17 protein-coding genes are annotated in these 19,195 nt (G+C 60.1%); 10 read left to right on the plus strand and 7 right to left on the minus strand.

Going from position 1 to position 19,195, the window contains the following annotated elements:
* Positions 1-15: 15 nt before the first annotated feature.
* The 4 genes from crcB to KHO49_RS19110 form a co-directional block, all read right to left on the minus strand.
* On the minus strand, positions 16-390 hold the full coding sequence (crcB, locus tag KHO49_RS19095; RefSeq protein ID WP_041119048.1) for a fluoride efflux transporter CrcB: 375 nt from the start codon (positions 388-390) through the stop codon (positions 16-18).
* Positions 387-1,712 (minus strand): replication-associated recombination protein A, encoded by a 1,326-nt coding sequence (locus KHO49_RS19100; protein ID WP_110596121.1) that lies wholly within the window; start codon positions 1,710-1,712, stop codon positions 387-389. Before KHO49_RS19100 ends, crcB begins: the two co-directional genes overlap by 4 nt.
* Before the next feature lie 33 nt (positions 1,713-1,745).
* Entirely contained in the window at positions 1,746-2,369 is a 624-nt protein-coding gene (gene lolA, locus KHO49_RS19105; RefSeq protein ID WP_102881780.1) for an outer membrane lipoprotein periplasmic chaperone LolA, read from the minus strand.
* A 68-nt stretch (positions 2,370-2,437) separates the two neighbouring features.
* Positions 2,438-4,846, minus strand: a complete 2,409-nt coding sequence (locus tag KHO49_RS19110; protein ID WP_102881781.1) for a DNA translocase FtsK — start codon at positions 4,844-4,846, stop codon at positions 2,438-2,440.
* A gap of 295 nt (positions 4,847-5,141) precedes the next feature.
* Between KHO49_RS19110 and trxB the strand changes: the two genes are divergently transcribed.
* From trxB to infA, 4 genes are all read left to right on the plus strand, one after another.
* Positions 5,142-6,092, plus strand: a complete 951-nt coding sequence (gene trxB, locus KHO49_RS19115; protein WP_102881782.1) for a thioredoxin-disulfide reductase — start codon at positions 5,142-5,144, stop codon at positions 6,090-6,092.
* Between the two features lie 72 nt (positions 6,093-6,164).
* Entirely contained in the window at positions 6,165-6,845 is a 681-nt protein-coding gene (aat, locus tag KHO49_RS19120; RefSeq protein ID WP_110652830.1) for a leucyl/phenylalanyl-tRNA--protein transferase, read from the plus strand.
* A gap of 58 nt (positions 6,846-6,903) precedes the next feature.
* On the plus strand, positions 6,904-7,611 hold the full coding sequence (locus KHO49_RS19125) for an arginyltransferase (RefSeq protein WP_102864730.1): 708 nt from the start codon (positions 6,904-6,906) through the stop codon (positions 7,609-7,611).
* A gap of 100 nt (positions 7,612-7,711) precedes the next feature.
* Positions 7,712-7,930, plus strand: a complete 219-nt coding sequence (infA, locus tag KHO49_RS19130) for a translation initiation factor IF-1 (RefSeq protein WP_002553999.1) — start codon at positions 7,712-7,714, stop codon at positions 7,928-7,930.
* A gap of 126 nt (positions 7,931-8,056) precedes the next feature.
* Here infA and clpA read toward each other — a convergent pair whose 3' ends face one another.
* Together clpA and clpS are read right to left on the minus strand one after the other, a co-directional pair.
* Complete coding sequence (clpA, locus tag KHO49_RS19135) at positions 8,057-10,327, minus strand: ATP-dependent Clp protease ATP-binding subunit ClpA (RefSeq protein ID WP_102864729.1); 2,271 nt, start codon at positions 10,325-10,327, stop codon at positions 8,057-8,059.
* Positions 10,328-10,356: 29 nt separating this feature from the next.
* Positions 10,357-10,719 (minus strand): ATP-dependent Clp protease adapter ClpS, encoded by a 363-nt coding sequence (gene clpS, locus KHO49_RS19140; RefSeq protein WP_011062173.1) that lies wholly within the window; start codon positions 10,717-10,719, stop codon positions 10,357-10,359.
* A gap of 224 nt (positions 10,720-10,943) precedes the next feature.
* Between clpS and cspD the strand changes: the two genes are divergently transcribed.
* Positions 10,944-11,201, plus strand: a complete 258-nt coding sequence (cspD, locus tag KHO49_RS19145) for a cold shock domain-containing protein CspD (protein WP_102864728.1) — start codon at positions 10,944-10,946, stop codon at positions 11,199-11,201.
* A gap of 79 nt (positions 11,202-11,280) precedes the next feature.
* On the opposite strand, the gene icd is transcribed toward cspD, so the two are convergent.
* Positions 11,281-12,537: an NADP-dependent isocitrate dehydrogenase gene (gene icd, locus KHO49_RS19150; protein ID WP_102864727.1), complete on the minus strand. Its 1,257-nt coding sequence runs from the start codon at positions 12,535-12,537 to the stop codon at positions 11,281-11,283.
* 505 nt (positions 12,538-13,042) lie between these two features.
* Here icd and KHO49_RS19155 point away from each other — a divergent pair.
* The 5 genes from KHO49_RS19155 (at position 13,043) to purB (ending at position 19,191) form a co-directional block, all read left to right on the plus strand.
* Positions 13,043-15,268 (plus strand): NADP-dependent isocitrate dehydrogenase, encoded by a 2,226-nt coding sequence (locus KHO49_RS19155; RefSeq protein ID WP_213665646.1) that lies wholly within the window; start codon positions 13,043-13,045, stop codon positions 15,266-15,268.
* A gap of 161 nt (positions 15,269-15,429) precedes the next feature.
* Positions 15,430-15,876: an NUDIX hydrolase gene (locus KHO49_RS19160; RefSeq protein WP_213665647.1), complete on the plus strand. Its 447-nt coding sequence runs from the start codon at positions 15,430-15,432 to the stop codon at positions 15,874-15,876.
* 71 nt (positions 15,877-15,947) lie between these two features.
* Complete coding sequence (mnmA, locus tag KHO49_RS19165) at positions 15,948-17,081, plus strand: tRNA 2-thiouridine(34) synthase MnmA (RefSeq protein WP_102864724.1); 1,134 nt, start codon at positions 15,948-15,950, stop codon at positions 17,079-17,081.
* The gene (gene hflD / locus KHO49_RS19170) at positions 17,078-17,701 is read left to right on the plus strand and encodes a high frequency lysogenization protein HflD (RefSeq protein WP_025126594.1); all 624 of its coding nucleotides are present in this window, start codon (positions 17,078-17,080) and stop codon (positions 17,699-17,701) included. The genes mnmA and hflD overlap by 4 nt, the downstream gene beginning before the upstream one ends.
* 119 nt (positions 17,702-17,820) lie before the next feature.
* Positions 17,821-19,191, plus strand: a complete 1,371-nt coding sequence (purB, locus tag KHO49_RS19175) for an adenylosuccinate lyase (RefSeq protein ID WP_102881787.1) — start codon at positions 17,821-17,823, stop codon at positions 19,189-19,191.
* Positions 19,192-19,195 lie beyond the last annotated feature (4 nt).

A 19,195-nucleotide genomic window follows, 5' to 3' on the forward strand; every position in this document is an offset into this window, starting at 1 on the left:
TCGTTCTCTCGTTTATCAAAGTTTGGTCAAGGACAGGCCGGCCCAGGTAGCAAGCAGCCCGCCGAATACGCTCAGTGCCGCATAGCCCAGGGCCAGCGCCACTTGTCCGCTTTCCAGCAGACGCACGGTATCCAGTGAAAAGGATGAAAAAGTCGTCAGGCCGCCGAGGAAGCCCACTATCAAACCGGCACGCACTTCGATCGGCACTTCCGGACGGACCAGGAACAGTCCGTACAACACGCCGATCAGCAAGCAGCCCACGATATTAACGGCCAGCGTCGCGGTATAGAAGTGCCGCGGCCAATTGGCGTTGATCCAGTTGCCCGTGGTGAAGCGCAACAGGGTACCGGCCACGCCGCCGGCGGAAACTGCGAGGATCAGGGGGATCAAGGTTTTCTCCGCTGTAGGGGGCTGGCCCGGTCCAGGGCGGCCAGGTGCTTGAGCTTCTCGCCGATCTTCAGTTCCAGGCCACGGGGCACCGGCTGGTAGAGCGGCAAGGGTTCGAGTTCTTCGGGAAAGTAATCTTCACCGGCGGCGTAGGCATCCGGCTCGTCGTGGGCGTAGCGGTACTCGTCGCCGTAACCCAACTGCTTCATCAGCTTGGTCGGGGCGTTGCGCAGATGGATCGGCACTTCCAGGGAACCGTGCTCGGCAGCGGCGCGCATGGCGGCCTTGAAGCCCATGTACACGGCGTTGCTTTTCGGCGCACAGGCCAGGTAGGTAATGGCCTGGGCCACCGCCAGCTCGCCTTCAGGGCTGCCCAGGCGCTCCTGTACATCCCAAGCCGCCAGGCACAGGCTCAGCGCCCGCGGGTCGGCGTTGCCGATGTCTTCGCTGGCCATGCGCACCACGCGCCGGGCCAGGTACAGCGGGTCGCAACCGCCATCAAGCATGCGTGCAAACCAATACAGGGCGCCGTCGGGGTTGGAGCCGCGCACTGATTTGTGCAAGGCGGAAATCTGGTCATAGAACGCCTCGCCGCCCTTGTCGAAACGGCGGCGGGTATCCCCTAACAGGCTTTGCAACAGATCGACACTGATCTCGCCGCCGTCTTCGGCCAGGTCCGAGGCGTTCTCCAGCAGATTGAGCATGCGCCGGCCATCGCCATCGGCCGCCGACAGCAGCATCTGGAAACCTTCGTCGCTGAGGCGCAACTGGCGCTTGCCCAGACCGCGCTCCTCGGTCAGGGCGCGCTGTACCAGGGTGCCCAGGGCCGCTTCATCCAGGCTCTTGAGCACATAGACCCGGGCCCGGGAGAGCAAGGCGTTGTTGAGTTCGAAGGACGGGTTTTCCGTGGTGGCACCGATAAAGATCAGCGTGCCGTCTTCCACGTAGGGCAGGAAGGCATCCTGCTGGGACTTGTTGAAACGGTGCACTTCATCGACGAAAAGGATGGTCCGCCGCCCGTATTGCCCGGCCTGCTGCTTGGCGATTTCCACCGCCTGGCGGATCTCCTTGACCCCGGCCAGCACCGCCGAGACGGTTTCGAAGTGAGCATCCGAGACTTCCGCCAGCAGCCGCGCCAGGGTGGTCTTACCCACTCCCGGAGGGCCCCAGAAGATCATCGAATGCAGGGCACCCTGCTCCAAGGCCTCACGCAGCGGCTTGCCCCGAGCCAGCAGGTGCTGCTGACCGACGTACTCGTCCAGGTTGGTCGCACGCAAGCGTGCGGCCAGTGGCTGGGCGATCGGGGCACTACGAAACAGGTCCATGGACTACCTTCGAAACCTTGCGGTTGCGGCTGCTTACTCTTGGATCACATCGGCACCCTTGGGGATGTCGAACTTGAACTTGGACGCCGGGATCGCTTCGTTGGCCTTGACCCCGGTGAACAGGATATTGGTGCGCTGGCCGACGCTGTCGATCAACTGCATGTCGTTGATCATGCCGTTGCGAAACGACAGGCGCAGGCTGTCGAACAGGGTGTCGCGGGTTTTCGGCTTGAGGGTGAAGTCCATCACGCCACCGGCCTCCTTGGAGGTGATGTCGAAGCTTTCGCTGATCTTCGACACGTCACCGGACAGCAGCAAGGCTGGGGTCTGGGTCAGGCGCTGGTCGAGCTTCTTGATGGTCACCTGCTCCAGGTCCGGGTCCCACAGGGAAACTTTCTGGCCATCGGAAACCATCAACTGTTCTTGTGGCGCATCGGTGTGCCAGTAGAACAGGCCTGGGCGCTGCAGGGACATCTCGCCGGCGGTTTCCTGCAACTGGGTGCCGCTGCCGTCCAGGGTCAGCTGGGAAAAACGCGCGGTCAGGGTCTGGGACTTTTCCAGCAACTGGGTCAGGCGGGCCACGTCTTTGGGGTCGGCGTGGGCCGACAGGGAGGTCACAGCCAGTACCGGCAGCAGCAACATGCGAATCAGGCGCATGGAATTCCTCATAAATTGGATGGGTATGCGAGCGGCGTGGCATCACGCCGCTGAAAACGAAACAGGGATCAGTCGCGCATCGGGCCCGGCGCCAGCACTTCGCGGGAGCCGTTGGTGTTCATCGCCGTCACCACCCCGGCCATTTCCATGGCCTCGATCATTCGGGCAGCGCGGTTGTAGCCAATCTTCAGCTTGCGCTGTACCGCCGAGATCGAGGCCCGGCGGCTTTCCAGGACGAACTGCACGGCTTCGTCGTAGAGCGCGTCGGCTTCCGGATCATCGCCGTCGCCACCGCCGCTACTGCCTTCGAAACCGCTGCCCGCCTCTTCGACACCGTTGAGGATGTCGTCGTTGTATTCCGGCGCGCCCCGCAGTTTCCAGGCCTCCACCACGCGGTGCACTTCATCGTCGGAGACGAAGGCGCCGTGGACGCGAATCGGCAGGCTGGTGCCCGGCGGCATGTAGAGCATGTCACCGTGGCCCAGCAGTTGTTCGGCGCCGCCCTGGTCGATGATGGTCCGCGAGTCGATCTTGCTCGACACCTGGAACGCCATGCGGGTCGGGATGTTGGCCTTGATCAGGCCGGTGATCACGTCCACCGACGGCCGCTGGGTCGCGAGAATCAAGTGGATACCGGCGGCCCGGGCCTTCTGGGCGATACGGGCGATCAGTTCTTCAACCTTCTTGCCGACAATCATCATCATGTCGGCGAATTCGTCCACCACCACCACGATGGTCGGCAACTTGGTCAGCAGCGGCGCTTCGTCGTGGATGCTTTCGCGGTTGTACAGCGGGTCAGCCAGCGGCGTACCGGCTTCAATGGCTTCCTTGACCTTGGCGTTGAAGCCCGAAAGGTTGCGCACGCCCATCTTGGCCATGAGTTTGTAGCGCCGCTCCATCTCCGCCACGCTCCAACGCAGGGCGTTGGCCGCGTCCTTCATGTCGGTGACCACCGGGCACAGCAGGTGCGGAATGCCTTCGTAGATCGACAGTTCGAGCATCTTCGGGTCGATCATGATCAGCTTGGCGTCTTCCGGGCCGGACTTGAACAGGATCGACAGGATCATCGCGTTGACCCCCACCGACTTACCGGAACCGGTGGTACCGGCCACCAGCAGGTGAGGCATTTTCGCCAGGTCGGTGATGATCGGCTTGCCGCCGATGTCGTGACCCAGGGCCAGGGTGACCGGGGATTTGAAGTTGTCGTATTCCGGGGTCGAGAGCACTTCGGAGAAGCGCACGATCTGCCGGTCTTCGTTGGGGATCTCGATGCCCACGGTGGTCTTGCCGGGAATCACTTCCACTACGCGCACACTGGTCACCGCCAGGGAACGCGCCAGGTCCTTGGCCAGGTTGGCGATACGGCTGACTTTCACCCCCGCCGCCGGTTGGATTTCGTAACGGGTAATCACTGGGCCGGGATGGATGGAATCCACCGCAACTTCGACGCCGAACTCCTTGAGCTTGATTTCCAGCAGATGGCCGACGGCCGCCAGGGATTCGGGGGAGTAATTGAGCTGTTTCTTTTCCGCCGGATCGAGGATCGAGATCGGCGGCAAGGTTCCTTCCACCGCGCTGTCGACGAACAGCGGTGCCTGCTTCTCTTTCTGCACGCGCTTGCTCGGTTCCGGCGCCTTGGTGACCACCGGAGTGATCACCGGCGGCACCTGCTTCTCGCGCTCGGACATGTGCTTGCTCAAGGCCTGTTCGCGCTCGATAAGACGCTCCTTGACCTTGGCCTGCTCGCGCTTGTCGGCAATGCTCGGGGACACCACCTCATCGACCCGGGCATCCACTTCGCGCAATTGCGCCACCAGTTGCTTGCGCTCGACGCGAGCATCCCACCAACGATTGGCAGCGCTCTGGAACAGTTCGAACAGGTCAAGTGTGATCTTGCCTGTGACGTCCATCACCTTGAACCACGACAGGTCGGTGAACACCGTCAGGCCGAACAGGAACAGGGCAATGAACATCAGGGTACTGCCCTGCACGTTCAGTGCATTCTTGGCCAGGTCGCCCAGGCTCTCGCCCAGAGCACCACCGGCACCGGCCGGCAGGCCAGTGGCAGCATGGAAGTGAATATGTGCCAAGGCAGCGCCGGACAGCACCAGGAACACCAGGCCAATCAGCCGCCAGGAAAACAGCCAGCCGCTCCACTGCCAGGGTTCATGGCGCTGGCGGAAGATCTGGTAAGTCTTGATCGCCAACAGCAACGGGAAGATATAGGCGAAGTAACCCAACACCATAAACAGGATATCGGCGCTGTAAGAGCCTGCCGGACCGCCGAAGTTCTGCACATCTTCGATCTTGCTGTTATGACTCCAACCCGGATCATCTTTACCGTAGGTCAGAAGTGCCATCATCAAGAACAGGCACAGGGCTCCAATGGCGATCAATGCACCTTCCTTGAGCCGGTAGTGCAATTGCTGACGCCAGAGCGGAACAACAGGTTTAGGTGCTGCGGTGGATTTCTTCAAAACGCGTCTTTTCCTGCGCCATAAGCGCGTCCAACGGGTGATTGACTACAAGATACTGCTCAATCCGAGCAGGTAAATAAAGTTGACCGGCGTAACTGGGGCTACTTTTAACACTCTGCCCCTTGCTTCTGAAACGGTGCAATTCTGAATAAGCCTGGTACATCGTCGTATTGTACGGGTTTGTTCACACCATGCCACGTCAGAACAGTCTGTTAAGCATAGCCAATTGCGTAATACGCACTGTTCAATTGGAGCATGCATTCTCTTTTGTGACAAAGGCTTATGAGGTGTTTTTATGAACCAAGCGAAGCATTCACGCCTGATCATTCTGGGCTCTGGCCCTGCCGGTTACAGCGCCGCCGTTTATGCCGCGCGTGCCAACCTCAAACCGACAGTGATCACCGGCTTGCAAGCCGGTGGCCAACTGACAACCACCACCGACGTCGACAACTGGCCTGGTGACGTCGAAGGCCTGACCGGCCCGGTGCTGATGGAGCGCATGCAGAAACATGCGGAGCGCTTCGACACCCAGATCGTCTATGACCACATCCACACCGCTCAGTTGCAGCAACGGCCGTTTATCCTCATCGGCGACAGCGGCACCTACAGTTGCGACGCGCTGATCATCGCCACCGGCGCGTCGGCGCAGTACTTGGGCCTGCCATCGGAAGAAGCGTTTGCCGGCAAAGGGGTTTCCGCCTGCGCCACCTGCGACGGCTTTTTCTATCGCAATCAGGTGGTGGCCGTGGTGGGTGGTGGCAATACCGCCGTTGAAGAGGCCCTGTACCTGTCCAACATCGCCAAGGAAGTGCACTTGGTGCACCGCCGCGACAAGCTCCGCGCAGAGAAAATCCTCCAGGACAAACTGTTCGACAAGGCCACCAACGGCAATATCCGCCTGCATTGGAACCAGCATCTGGACGAGGTGCTGGGTGATGCCAGCGGCGTGACCGGCGCCCGCCTCAAGGACAGCCACAGCGGAGAAACCAAGGATCTGGCACTGGCTGGGGTGTTTATCGCCATCGGCCACAAGCCCAATACAGAGCTGTTCCAGGGACAACTGGAGATGCGCGACGGCTACCTGCTGATCAAGGGTGGCAGCGAAGGCAATGCCACCGCCACCGGCATCCCGGGAGTATTCGCCGCCGGGGATGTGGCCGATCACGTCTACCGCCAGGCCATTACGTCCGCCGGTGCCGGCTGCATGGCAGCTCTGGATGCAGAAAAATTCCTCGACGACAACTAAGCCCTCGCCCTACGCTTGTGGCGGGCCATCATCGGCCTGCCACCGCCCTCCCCTGCCGTAAGTCTGGATGCCATGCTGACCTGGTTACAACGCAACAAGCTTGATTTCCCCCCATTGGAAAAGGCCATGCGCGAGCCCAACGGGCTGCTGGCTGCGGGCGGTGATCTGTCCGCCGATCGCCTGATTCAGGCCTATCGTCACGGCTGCTTCCCTTGGTTTTCCGAGGGTCAACCGATCCTCTGGTGGTCCCCCGACCCACGCACCGTGCTACTGCCGGACGAACTGCATGTCTCCCGCAGCCTGGGCAAGCTGCTGCGCAAAGAGCGCTATCAAGTGACTTTCGACCAGGACTTCGCCGCGGTCATCAGCGCCTGCGCAGCACCTCGGGCTTATGCCGACGGCACCTGGATCAGCGAGGCGATGCAGCAGGCCTATTTGCAACTGCATCAGCGCGGCTATGCCCATTCGGTGGAAGTCTGGGATCAAGGCATGTTGGTGGGAGGGCTGTACGGCCTGGCCATGGGCCAACTGTTTTTTGGCGAATCGATGTTCAGCCGTGCCGACAACGCCTCGAAATTCGGATTCGCCACTCTGGTACAGCATCTGAAGGAGTGGGGATTTGTATTGATCGACTGCCAGATGCCTACCGAGCATCTGCACAGCCTGGGTGCGCGCTCCATTTCCCGACCCGAGTTCGCCGACTACCTCGCGCGTCACCTGGATCAGCCGAGCCGCGCCATATGGGTTTCCTAGGCGGGTTTGACGGCTGTGGCTTACACTTAATTTCAAAGCTTATTCCGAGGGTTGACTCATGACCGAGTTGGCGCGCCTGAAGTTTTATGCCACTCAACCCCATTCTTGCAGCTACCTGCCCGACGAACAGGCCACCACCTTGTTCCTCGATCCCAGCCAGCCCATGGACGTGCATGTCTACGCAGATCTGTCGGAAATGGGGTTTCGTCGCAGCGGCGATCACCTGTACCGCCCCCACTGCCAAAACTGCAACGCTTGCGTCCCGGCGCGCATTCCAGTGGCGCAGTTCCTACCCAATCGTCAGCAAAAACGCATTCTCAAACGCAACAGCGACCTGAGCGTACAAGCGGCCAAACCTGGCTTCAGCGAAGAGTACTTCGACCTTTACCAACGCTACATCGAGCAACGCCACGCCGACGGCGACATGTTCCCCCCCAGCCGCGACCAGTTCTCGACCTTCCTGGTGCGTGACCTGCCGTTTTCCCGCTTCTATGAGTTCCGCCTGGAGGGGCGCCTGCTGGCGGTGGCCGTTACCGACCTATTGCCCAACGGGCTTTCGGCGGTCTACACCTTCTATGAACCCGATGAAGAGCGCCGCAGCCTGGGGCGCTACGCGATCCTCTGGCAAATCGGCGAAACCCTGCGCCTGGGGCTGGACGCGGTGTACCTCGGCTACTGGATCAAAAACTGCAAAAAGATGAACTACAAGACCCAATATCGCCCCATAGAGCTGCTGGTTAACCAGAGATGGGTGATCCTCAACTAGAAGGTCTTGGCTTAAACCCCACTTTTCGGGCACAATGCACGCCGCTTTTGCCTGGCGCAGTTGCACCGGGCCATTCATTGGACACCGAGGGCTTTACTGCATGTCGAAAGAAGACAGCTTCGAAATGGAAGGCACTGTCGTCGACACCCTGCCCAACACCATGTTTCGTGTGGAGTTGGAAAATGGGCACGTCGTAACCGCGCATATTTCCGGCAAGATGCGCAAGAACTACATTCGTATTCTTACCGGTGACAAAGTGCGCGTCGAGCTGACGCCCTATGACTTGAGCAAAGGGCGCATCACTTACCGCGCTCGCTAAGCAAGTCAATACAAGACGCCCGGTTATGCCGGGCGTTTTTGTTCGTCTGCAAAAAACTGTTCAAATCCCAGATAGCACAAAGGCACCTCCCGGTGCCTTTGGCGGTACTGCTGCGTTACGCGGCCATCAAGCCATTTCCGCCGTGGTCTCGAAATCGAAGGTCAACTCGCCATCCTTGATGTCGATGTGTACCACACCGCCATGATCGGACAATTCGCCAAACAGGATCTCCTCGGCCAGGGGACGCTTGATCTTGTCCTGGATCAAACGCGCCATCGGGCGCGCACCCATGGCCACGTCGTAACCACCGGCGGCCAGCCAGCTGCGAGCGGCATCGGTCACTTCCAACTGTACGCGCTTGTCTTCCAACTGCGCTTGAAGCTCGGTAAGGAACTTGTCCACCACGCTCTTGATCACTTCGTGGCTCAGGCGACCGAACTGGATGATGGTGTCCAGACGGTTGCGGAACTCTGGCGTAAAGCTCTTCTTGATCACTTCCATGGCATCGGAAGAGTGATCCTGATGAGTGAAGCCGATAGAGGCTCGCGCCGCGGTTTCAGCACCGGCGTTGGTGGTCATGATGACGATCACATTGCGGAAATCCGCCTTGCGCCCGTTGTTGTCGGTCAGGGTGCCGTGATCCATCACCTGCAGCAGCAGGTTGAAGACTTCCGGATGCGCCTTCTCGATTTCATCGAGCAGCAATACGCAATGCGGCTGCTTGGTGATCGCTTCGGTCAGCAAGCCACCCTGGTCGAAACCGACATAGCCGGGAGGCGCACCAATCAAGCGCGATACGGTGTGCCGCTCCATGTACTCCGACATGTCGAAGCGCACCAACTCAATCCCCATGGCCTTGGCCAACTGCCGAGCCGCTTCGGTCTTGCCGACACCGGTAGGACCGGCGAACAGGAACGAACCCACCGGCTTGTCCGGAGACTTCAGACCCGCACGGGACAACTTGATGGCGGTAGACAGCGAATCGATCGCCGCATCCTGGCCAAACACCGTCAACTTGAGATCGCGCTCAAGGTTGCGCAGCAGCTCTTTATCAGAACTGGTGACATGTTTTGGCGGAATACGGGCAATTTTCGCCACGATATCCTCGACCTGAGCCACCTCGATGCGCTTCACGCGCTTCTCGGCCGGCTGCAGACGCTGGTAGGCGCCCGCCTCGTCGATGACGTCGATGGCCTTGTCCGGCATATGCCGGTCATTGATGTAGCGCGAGGCCAGTTCAGCCGCGGCACGCAGGGCTTCATCACTGTATTCGATGCTGTGATGCTGCTCGAAGCGACCTTTGAGACCGCGCAGGATGCCAATGGTGTCCTCGACCGAAGGCTCGGACACATCGACCTTCTGGAAGCGCCGAGCCAGGGCCCGGTCCTTCTCGAAGATGCCACGGAATTCCTGGAAGGTGGTCGAACCGATGCAACGGATATCACCTGAGGACAGCAGCGGCTTGAGCAGGTTCGAGGCATCCATTACCCCACCGGAGGCCGCACCGGCACCGATGATGGTATGAATCTCGTCAATGAACAAAATCGCCTGGGGACGCTTCTTCAGTTCGCCCAGCAACGCCTTGAAGCGCTTCTCGAAATCGCCACGGTATTTGGTACCCGCCAGCAACGCCCCGAGATCCAGGGAGTAGACAACGCTGTTGGCCAACAGGTCTGGAACCTGATTGTCGACAATGCGCTTGGCCAAGCCTTCGGCAATGGCGGTTTTGCCCACACCCGCCTCACCCACCAATAACGGATTGTTCTTGCGTCGACGAGCGAGGATCTGCGCAACGCGCTCGACCTCTTGCTCGCGACCCACCAACGGATCAATCCGCCCTTGACGGGCCAATTCGTTGAGGTTGCTGGCATAGGCATCCAGAGGATTGCCCGAAGAAGACGACTCACCACCCTCTTCGTCCTGCATATCCTGTTCACCTTCAGAATGATCACCATGCCCAGGCACCTTGGAAATGCCATGGGCGATGTAATTGACCACATCGATACGGGCAACGCTCTGCTGTTTCAGCAGAAACACGGCCTGACTCTCTTGCTCACTGAAGATTGCCACCAGCACATTGGCGCCGGTGACTTCACGCTTGCCCGAGCTCTGTACATGAAAGACAGCACGTTGCAGCACACGCTGGAAACCCAGGGTCGGCTGAGTCTCGCGATCCTCGTCGTGCACAGGAATCAGCGGCGTGGTGGAGTCGATGAACTCCTGCAGGTCGTGCTTGAGTTTGTCGAGGTTTGCTCCGCAGGCACGTAAAACGGTGGCGGCGGCCTCATTATCCAAAAGAGCCAACAGAAGGTGCTCGACGGTCATGAATTCATGACGCTTCGAACGAGCCTCCTTGAAGGCGAGATTGAGGGTGACTTCGAGCTCGCGGTTTAACATAGCTTCACCTCATACCCAAGTGGTCGGCGTTAACCGTCCTTCTCGATTTCACAGAGTAGCGGATGCTGGCTTTCCCGGGCGTACTGGTTGACCTGCATGGCCTTGGTCTCGGCGATGTCGCGGGTAAACAATCCACACACTGCCCGCCCTTCGGTATGGACGGCCAGCATGACCTTGGTCGCCAGCTCGCGATTCAGGTTAAAAAACATCTCGAGCACTTCGACGACGAAATCCATCGGGGTGTAGTCATCGTTGAACAAAACCACCTTGTACATCGGCGGCGCCTGTAACGCAGGCTTAGCTTCCTGTACAGCCAAGCCAGCGGAATCGTCGTCGTGCAAGTCCGGGCGATCCTGATTGAATGTTAGTCGAATCTGGCTGATTGCATGCATGGAAAGAAAGGTTCGTCAGTTGTGCAAATACAGTGGTGGGGGCGCCCTGGACGGAATTCAACTCCGACTGCCGGGTCACCTTGACTATCGGCAAAACGGTGTTACAACCAATAGGGCCCACATTGGGTAATAAACGTCCGCGGCGTCAACCTTTTTACCAAGTTTGGCGGCGGATGAACTGGATGATACTCCAGTGATGGAGTCTGTTGCAGAGGGATATGAGTATGGCTAGCGGTAAGGTCAAGTGGTTCAACAATGCCAAGGGCTATGGCTTTATTAATGAGGAGGGCAAGACTGACGATCTGTTTGCCCATTACTCGGCCATCGATATGGATGGCTACAAGACCTTGAAAGCCGGGCAGGCAGTGAGCTTCGAGATCATCCAAGGCCCCAAGGGGCTGCATGCAATCAAAATCAGCGCCTTGAAGGTACCCGGCGAAATCGTCACCGCCGAGGTCCAGACCGAAAGCGCCCTGAGCTGATTCATCCAACATCCAGTCATAAAAAAACCGGCCGACTCAAGGGATTGAGTCGGCCGGTTTGCTTTCAGCCCAAATTCGCTTACATATGCGAGATCAGTGCATCACCGAATGCCGACGAAGACAGCAGGGTCGCTCCCTCCATCAGACGCTCGAAGTCATAAGTCACGGTCTTGGCCGAGATGGCGCCGTTGGTGCCCTTGATGATCAGGTCGGCCGCTTCGGTCCAGCCCATGTGGCGCAGCATCATCTCCGCGGAGAGAATCAGCGAACCCGGATTGACCTGGTCCTTGCCGGCATACTTGGGCGCGGTACCGTGGGTCGCTTCGAACATGGCCACGGTGTCAGAAAGGTTGGCACCCGGAGCGATACCGATACCACCCACTTCCGCCGCCAGGGCGTCGGACAGATAGTCACCGTTGAGGTTGAGGGTGGCGATCACATCGTATTCGGCCGGGCGCAGCAGGATCTGCTGGAGCATGGCGTCAGCGATAGCATCCTTGACGATGACGTTCTTGCCGGTTTTCGGGTTCTTGAACTGCATCCAAGGACCGCCGTCCAGCAGGGTTGCGCCGAACTCTTCAGCCGCCACTTCATAGGCCCACTCTTTGAAGGCACCTTCGGTGAACTTCATGATGTTGCCTTTGTGGACGATGGTCAGCGAGTCGCGGTCGTTATCCACTACATATTGCAGCGCCTTGCGCGCCAGACGCTTGGTGCCCTGCAGGGAAACCGGCTTGACGCCGATGCCGCAGTTTTCGTCGAAACGAATCTTGGTAACGCCCATTTCTTCTTTAAGGAACTTGATGACCTTGGTGGCTTCTGCCGTACCGGCCTTCCATTCGATACCGGCGTAAATGTCTTCGGAGTTTTCACGGAAGATGGTCATGTCCACATCGCCAGGCTTTTTCACCGGGCTGGGCACGCCTTCGAACCAGCGCACCGGGCGCAGGCACACATACAGGTCCAACTGTTGACGCAGGGCCACGTTCAGGGAACGGATGCCACCACCGACCGGAGTGGTCAGCGGGCCCTTGATGGAAACCACGTAGTCCTTTACCGCGTCCAGGGTTTCCTGAGGCAGCCAGGTATCCTGGTCGTACACTTGAGTCGCTTTTTCCCCGGCATACACTTCCATCCAGGAAATCTTGCGTTCGCCGCCGTAAGCCTTCTTAACCGCAGCATCGACAACCTTGATCATGACCGGGCTGATATCAACACCAATACCGTCGCCTTCGATGAAAGGAATAATCGGGTTGTTAGGAACATTGAGAGAATGGTCTGCGTTGACGGTGATTTTGTCGCCGACTGCTGGAACCTGAATCTTCTTGTATCCCATGCTGAACTCCGTTGTGTGGATTGAACATCTGGCTGCGTTCGAGCGTAACCCAGTTGAATCTGGACGGGAACCTCATGTTCCACCCATATGCCGTGAAAGCTGTACAGTCCGCGGCCTACAAGCCTGAAAGCAAAGGGAAAAGTGCCAAAATCGAGCACCTCGAGCGACTCTACGCCTACCCCCCGCCTGCGACCTTTAGACCAATGGACGAGAACGGGCTCCTATGAAGCATCGGCGTTTTGCTAGCTACCTATGTATAATGCCGCCGCTGACCACAGAGTCACGACGGCCGAACGCTCTGCTACCGAAAAAAACAAGCCGAGAATGGCCGCCCAAAGCCGGGTTGTTACCGCAGCCCACCCGCTTGACGCTCGACTGATGCACCCAACATCACCGCGAAGAAACCTCGACATTCGGCTCATGGATGACCTTTGAACGAAAGCGCTTACCCGGCGCACCTCGAGTTTCTGCGCACGCTTTAGCAAAGAAGAGAGTTAATCCGAATATGCCCACCCGCTCGAAGATCATCTACACCTTCACCGACGAAGCCCCGGCCCTCGCCACCTATTCCCTGCTGCCTATCGTAGAAGCCTTCACCGCTTCGGCTGATATCGCCGTGGAAACCCGCGACATCTCCCTGGCCGGCCGCATCCTCGCCAGCTTCCCTGAGCAGTTGGGTGCCAAAGCGGTACCGGACCACCTCGCCGAACTGGGCGAACTGGCCGTTACCCCGGAAGCCAACATCATCAAGCTGCCGAACATCAGCGCCTCGGTACCGCAACTGCAAGCCGCGATCAAGGAACTGCAGGCCCAGGGCTACGCCCTGCCGGACTACCCAGAAACCGTGACCTGCGACGCCGACAAAGACGCCAAGGCGCGTTACGACAAGGTCAAGGGCAGCGCCGTGAACCCGGTTCTGCGTGAAGGCAACTCCGACCGCCGCGCTCCGCTGTCGGTGAAGAACTACGCGCGCAAGCACCCGCACAAGATGGGCGCCTGGGCCAAGGACTCCAAGTCCCACGTTGCCCACATGAGCAACGGCGACTTCTACGACAGCGAAAAAGCCGCCCTGATCGAAGCCGCAGACAGCGTCAAGATCGAACTGATCGCCCAAGACGGCACAGCCACCGTCCTGAAAGAAAAAACCACCGTGCAAGCCGGTGAAATCCTCGACTGCGCCGTGATGAGCAAAAAGGCCCTGCGCGCCTTCATCGCCGCTGAAATCGAAGACGCGAAGAAACAAGGCGTACTGCTGTCAGTGCACCTCAAGGCCACCATGATGAAAGTCTCCGACCCGATCATGTTCGGCCAGATCGTTGCCGAGTTCTATCAGGACGCCCTGAGCAAGCACGCCGCCGTCCTGCAGGAAATCGGCTTCAACCTGAACAACGGTATCGGCGACCTGTACGCCCGCATCAAGGCCCTGCCGGCCGAGCAGCAAGCTGCGATCGAAGCCGACATCCAGGCCGTCTACGCAGCCCGCCCTGCCCTGGCGATGGTCAACTCTGACAAAGGCATCACCAACCTGCACGTGCCGAGCGACGTGATCGTCGACGCCTCGATGCCGGCCATGATCCGTGACTCCGGCAAGATGTGGGGCACCGACGGCCAGCTGCACGACACCAAGGCCGTGATCCCGGATCGTTGCTACGCCACCATCTACCAGGCCGTGATCGAAGACTGCAAAGCCAACGGCGCGTTCGATCCGACCACCATGGGCAGCGTACCGAACGTTGGCCTGATGGCGAAAAAAGCCGAAGAGTACGGCTCCCACGACAAGACCTTCGAAATCAAGGCTGACGGCGTGGTTCGCGTGACCGACAGCAAAGGCAGCCTGCTGCTGGAGCAGAAAGTCGAAGCTGGCGACATCTTCCGTATGTGCCAGACCAAAGACGCGCCGATCCAGGACTGGGTCAAGCTGGCAGTCAACCGTGCTCGCGCCAGCAGCACCCCAGCGATCTTCTGGCTGGACCCGATGCGCGCCCACGACGGCGTGATGATCGAAAAAGTTCAGGCCTACCTGAAAGATCACGACACCAGCGACCTGGACATCCGCATCATGTCCCCGGTTGAAGCCATGAAGTTCACCCTGGCCCGCACCCGCGACGGCAAGGACACCATCTCGGTGACCGGCAACGTACTGCGCGACTACCTCACCGACCTGTTCCCGATCATGGAACTGGGCACCAGCGCCAAGATGCTGTCGATCGTGCCACTGATGAACGGTGGCGGCCTGTTCGAAACCGGCGCCGGCGGTTCGGCCCCGAAGCACGTGCAACAGCTGCTGGAAGAGAACTTCCTGCGCTGGGATTCCCTGGGTGAGTTCCTGGCCCTGGCCGCTTCCCTGGAGCACCTGGGCAACACCTACAACAACCCGAAAGCCCTGGTACTGGCCAAGACCCTGGACCAGGCTACCGGTCAGTTCCTCGACAACAACAAGTCGCCATCGCGCAAAGTCGGCAACATCGACAACCGCGGCAGCCACTTCTACCTGGCGCTGTACTGGGCACAAGCCCTGGCCGCCCAGACCGAGGACACTGCCCTGCAAGCACAGTTCAGCACCCTGGCCAAGACCCTGACCGAGAACGAAGCGACCATCGTCGCCGAGCTCAACGCCGTACAGGGCAAGCCTGTGGACATCGGTGGCTACTACAGCGCCAACCCTGAGCTGGTGAGCCAGGCCATGCGCCCGAGCGCCACCCTCAACGCGGCCATCGCTGCGCTGGTGTAAGCACGAGCGAACACACAAACCCCGGCCCCGCGCCGGGGTTTGTGCTTCTGGAGTCCGCAGGAGCCGGCCTGCCGGCGACTGCCCTCACGCGAACATGAGGCGCTCGCTTCGCCGGCAAGCCGGCTCCTACAATGCTTCCCCCCTTATAAAGGAGTGCCTTTATGGAATGGCAACCCCATATCACAGTCGCCACCATCGTCGAGGATCAGGGCCGCTTCCTGTTCGTCGAGGAGTACTCGGGCGAACAGGCCGTGCTCAATCAGCCCGCCGGGCACCTGGATGCCAATGAAAGCCTGCTCCAGGCGGCCATCCGCGAAACCCTGGAGGAAACCGGCTGGGACGTGGAGTTGACCGGCGTGGTCGGCATCTACCTGTACACTGCCCCCAGCAACGGCGTGACCTACCAGCGCGTGTGCTTTGCCGCCAAGCCGCTGCGCCATCATCCGGACTATCAACTGGACGACGGCATCATCGGCCCACGCTGGCTGAGCCGCGAGCAACTGCTGGAGCAACGGGCCAACTGGCGCAGTGAGCTGATCCTGCAGTGCCTGGACGATTACCTGGACGGCCAACTGCACAGCCTGGCGCTGATCCGTCCGTCGCTTTAACCGCAGTTTTAGCCTTGCAGGCCTCAGCCTGTTAGAATCGCGTCCTTTTTCAAGACACCCATTGAATTCCTATGCGTGATCCAGCCCCTTCTGACACCCAAAAGAAGCGCGTCATTGTCGGCATGTCCGGCGGCGTGGATTCTTCCGTTTCCGCCCTCCTGCTGATGGAGCAGGGATACCAGGTGGAAGGCCTGTTCATGAAGAACTGGGAGGAAGACGACGGAACCGAGTACTGCACCGCCATGGACGACCTGGCGGATGCCCAGGCCGTGTGCGACAAGCTTGGCATCAAGCTGCACACCGCCAACTTCGCCGCCGAGTACTGGGACAACGTGTTCGAGCACTTTCTGGCCGAGTACAAGGCCGGTCGCACGCCGAACCCGGACATCCTCTGCAACCGCGAAATCAAGTTCAAGGCGTTCCTCGACTACGCCATGATGCTCGGCGCCGACCTGATCGCCACCGGCCACTATGTGCGCCGCCGCGACATCGACGGCCGCACCGAACTGCTCAAGGGCCTGGACCCGAACAAGGACCAGAGCTATTTCCTGCATGCCGTTGGCGGCGAGCAGATCGCCAAGACCCTGTTCCCGGTGGGCGAGCTGGAAAAACCCGAAGTACGCGCCATCGCCGAGAAACACGACCTGGCTACTGCAAAGAAGAAAGACTCCACCGGCATCTGCTTTATCGGTGAGCGGCGCTTCAGCGACTTCCTCAAGCAATACCTGCCGGCCCAGCCCGGCGAGATCAAGACCACCGAAGGTGAAGTCATCGGCCGCCATCACGGCCTGATGTACCACACCATTGGCCAACGCCAGGGCCTGGGCATCGGCGGCCTGAAAGACGCCGGTGAAGAGCCGTGGTACGTGCTGATCAAGGACCTGGAGCACAACGAGCTGATCGTTGGCCAGGGCAACGATCACCCATGGCTGTTCTCCCGCGCCTTGCTGGCCTCCGACATCTATTGGGTCAACCCCATCGACCTGAGCCAGCCACGGCGCCTGACCGCCAAGGTGCGCTACCGCCAGAGCGACCAGCCCTGCACCCTGGAAAAGACCGCCAACGGCTACCGCGCCACCTTCGACGACCCGCAGCGCGCCGTAACCCCCGGCCAGTCCGTGGTGTTCTACGACGGTGAAATCTGCCTTGGCGGCGGCGTCATCGAAGTCGCCGAACCCTGGAGCAGCAAGGACGTCCGTCCATGAGCCCGATTCAGGAGCAACTGACGGCGCTGGGTGGGGTATTCCTCGCAGCAGTGCTGGTGGACCGCATCGCCAAGACAGGCCAGGTCAGCGAAGCTGCCTTGAGCTGCATGCTCGGCAGCCTGCTGATTCGCGACCCGAAAGACACCCTGGAAGTCTACGGCGGCGACGACATCAACCTACGCGAAGGCTACCGCGCCCTGATCGGCGCCCTGGAGCGCGATCCCAGCACGCTGCAACGCGAGCCGCTGCGCTACGCCTTGTCAATGCTTGGCCTGGAACGTCAGCTGGCCAAGCGCGAAGACCTGCTGGAAACCATCGGCAAGCGCCTGCCGCAGATCCAGTCCCAGGTCGAACACTTCGGCCCGGCCCACGAAAACGTCATTGCCGCGTGCGGCGGGCTGTATCAGGACACCCTGAGCACCCTGCGCCAGCGCATTCAGGTACATGGCGACATGCGCAACCTGCAGCAACCGAGCAATGCCTCGAAAATTCGCGCCCTGCTGCTGGCCGGCATTCGTTCCGCACGCCTGTGGCGCCAGTTGGGCGGCCATCGCTGGCAACTGGTGATCAGCCGGCGCAAATTGCTCAAAGAGCTTTATCCATTGATGCGCAGCAGCTGAGCTGCGCCTGATTTTTCAAGAGCTGCGCGTAAGACGCTGGTCAGTTGGCAACGGACCTGCGGATATTTTCATGTATGATACGCGCCCCATTTCGTTGCCCGACTGTCCGAGAACACCCCATGCAGCTCTCTTCGCTCACTGCGGTTTCCCCTGTTGACGGCCGCTACGCCGGCAAAACCCAGGCCCTGCGCCCCATTTTCAGCGAATACGGCCTGATCCGTGCTCGCGTCCTCGTTGAAGTGCGCTGGCTCCAGCGCCTGGCCGCCCACAGCGCCATCAGCGAAGTGCCGGCGTTCTCCGCCGAAGCCAACGCCGTCCTCAATGCCCTGGCAGAGAACTTCTCCCTGGAGCACGCCGAGCGTGTCAAAGAGATCGAGCGCACCACCAACCACGACGTCAAGGCCATCGAGTACCTGCTCAAGGAACAAGCCGCCAAGCTGCCTGAGCTGGCCAACGTCAGTGAATTCATCCACTTCGCCTGCACCAGCGAGGACATCAACAACCTGTCCCACGCCCTGATGCTGCGCGAAGGCCGTGATGAAGTGATGCTGCCGCTGATGCGCCAGACCGCCAACGCCATCCGCGAACTGGCGATCCGTTTCGCCGAAGTGCCGATGCTGTCGCGTACCCACGGTCAGCCGGCCTCGCCGACCACCCTGGGCAAAGAACTGGCCAACGTCGTGTACCGCCTGGAGCGTCAGATCGCTCAGGTCGCCGCCGTGCCACTGCTGGGCAAGATCAACGGCGCCGTGGGCAACTACAACGCCCATCTGTCGGCCTACCCGGACATCGACTGGGAAGCCAACGCCCGCGCCTTCATCGAAGACGAACTGGGCCTGGCCTTCAACCCCTACACCACGCAGATCGAGCCGCACGACTACATCGCCGAGCTGTTCGACGCCATCGCCCGCTTCAACACCATCCTGATCGACTTCGATCGCGATATCTGGGGCTACATCTCCCTGGGCTACTTCAAGCAGCGCACCATTGCCGGCGAAATCGGTTCCTCGACCATGCCGCACAAGGTCAACCCGATCGACTTCGAAAACTCCGAAGGCAACCTCGGGATCGCCAACGCCCTGTTCCAGCACCTGGCGAGCAAGCTGCCGATTTCCCGCTGGCAGCGCGACCTGACTGACTCCACCGTATTGCGCAACCTGGGCGTGGGCTTTGCTCACAGCGTGATTGCCTACGAAGCCAGCCTCAAGGGCATCAGCAAACTGGAGCTCAACGCCCAGAAGATCGCTGAAGACCTGGACGCTTGCTGGGAAGTCCTGGCCGAGCCGATTCAGACCGTGATGCGTCGCTACAACATCGAAAATCCGTACGAAAAGCTCAAGGAACTGACCCGCGGCAAGGGCATCAGCCCTGAAGCGCTGCAGACTTTCATCGACGGGCTGGACATGCCGGCCGCGGCCAAGGCCGAGCTGAAGCAGCTCACCCCGGCCAGTTACATCGGCAATGCCGTGGCCCAGGCCAAGCGCATCTGACCGA

The sequence above is a fragment of the Pseudomonas sp. RC4D1 genome (genome assembly GCF_018390395.1).
GTDB lineage: Bacteria > Pseudomonadota > Gammaproteobacteria > Pseudomonadales > Pseudomonadaceae > Aquipseudomonas > Aquipseudomonas danubii.

What these genes read in the sequence shown, in the direction of transcription:
- mnmA (WP_102864724.1), top strand. Translation starts at nt 15,948, where the DNA reads ATGCGTGATCCAGCCCCTTCTGACACCCAAAAGAAGCGCGTCATTGTC.
- purB (WP_102881787.1), top strand. Translation starts at nt 17,821, where the DNA reads ATGCAGCTCTCTTCGCTCACTGCGGTTTCCCCTGTTGACGGCCGCTAC.
- clpA (WP_102864729.1), bottom strand. Translation starts at nt 10,327, where the DNA reads ATGTTAAACCGCGAGCTCGAAGTCACCCTCAATCTCGCCTTCAAGGAG.
- hflD (WP_025126594.1), top strand. Translation starts at nt 17,078, where the DNA reads ATGAGCCCGATTCAGGAGCAACTGACGGCGCTGGGTGGGGTATTCCTC.
- KHO49_RS19100 (WP_110596121.1), bottom strand. Translation starts at nt 1,712, where the DNA reads ATGGACCTGTTTCGTAGTGCCCCGATCGCCCAGCCACTGGCCGCACGC.
- trxB (WP_102881782.1), top strand. Translation starts at nt 5,142, where the DNA reads ATGAACCAAGCGAAGCATTCACGCCTGATCATTCTGGGCTCTGGCCCT.
- cspD (WP_102864728.1), top strand. Translation starts at nt 10,944, where the DNA reads ATGGCTAGCGGTAAGGTCAAGTGGTTCAACAATGCCAAGGGCTATGGC.
- icd (WP_102864727.1), bottom strand. Translation starts at nt 12,537, where the DNA reads ATGGGATACAAGAAGATTCAGGTTCCAGCAGTCGGCGACAAAATCACC.
- aat (WP_110652830.1), top strand. Translation starts at nt 6,165, where the DNA reads ATGCTGACCTGGTTACAACGCAACAAGCTTGATTTCCCCCCATTGGAA.
- KHO49_RS19160 (WP_213665647.1), top strand. Translation starts at nt 15,430, where the DNA reads ATGGAATGGCAACCCCATATCACAGTCGCCACCATCGTCGAGGATCAG.
- lolA (WP_102881780.1), bottom strand. Translation starts at nt 2,369, where the DNA reads ATGCGCCTGATTCGCATGTTGCTGCTGCCGGTACTGGCTGTGACCTCC.
- infA (WP_002553999.1), top strand. Translation starts at nt 7,712, where the DNA reads ATGTCGAAAGAAGACAGCTTCGAAATGGAAGGCACTGTCGTCGACACC.
- KHO49_RS19155 (WP_213665646.1), top strand. Translation starts at nt 13,043, where the DNA reads ATGCCCACCCGCTCGAAGATCATCTACACCTTCACCGACGAAGCCCCG.
- clpS (WP_011062173.1), bottom strand. Translation starts at nt 10,719, where the DNA reads ATGCATGCAATCAGCCAGATTCGACTAACATTCAATCAGGATCGCCCG.
- KHO49_RS19125 (WP_102864730.1), top strand. Translation starts at nt 6,904, where the DNA reads ATGACCGAGTTGGCGCGCCTGAAGTTTTATGCCACTCAACCCCATTCT.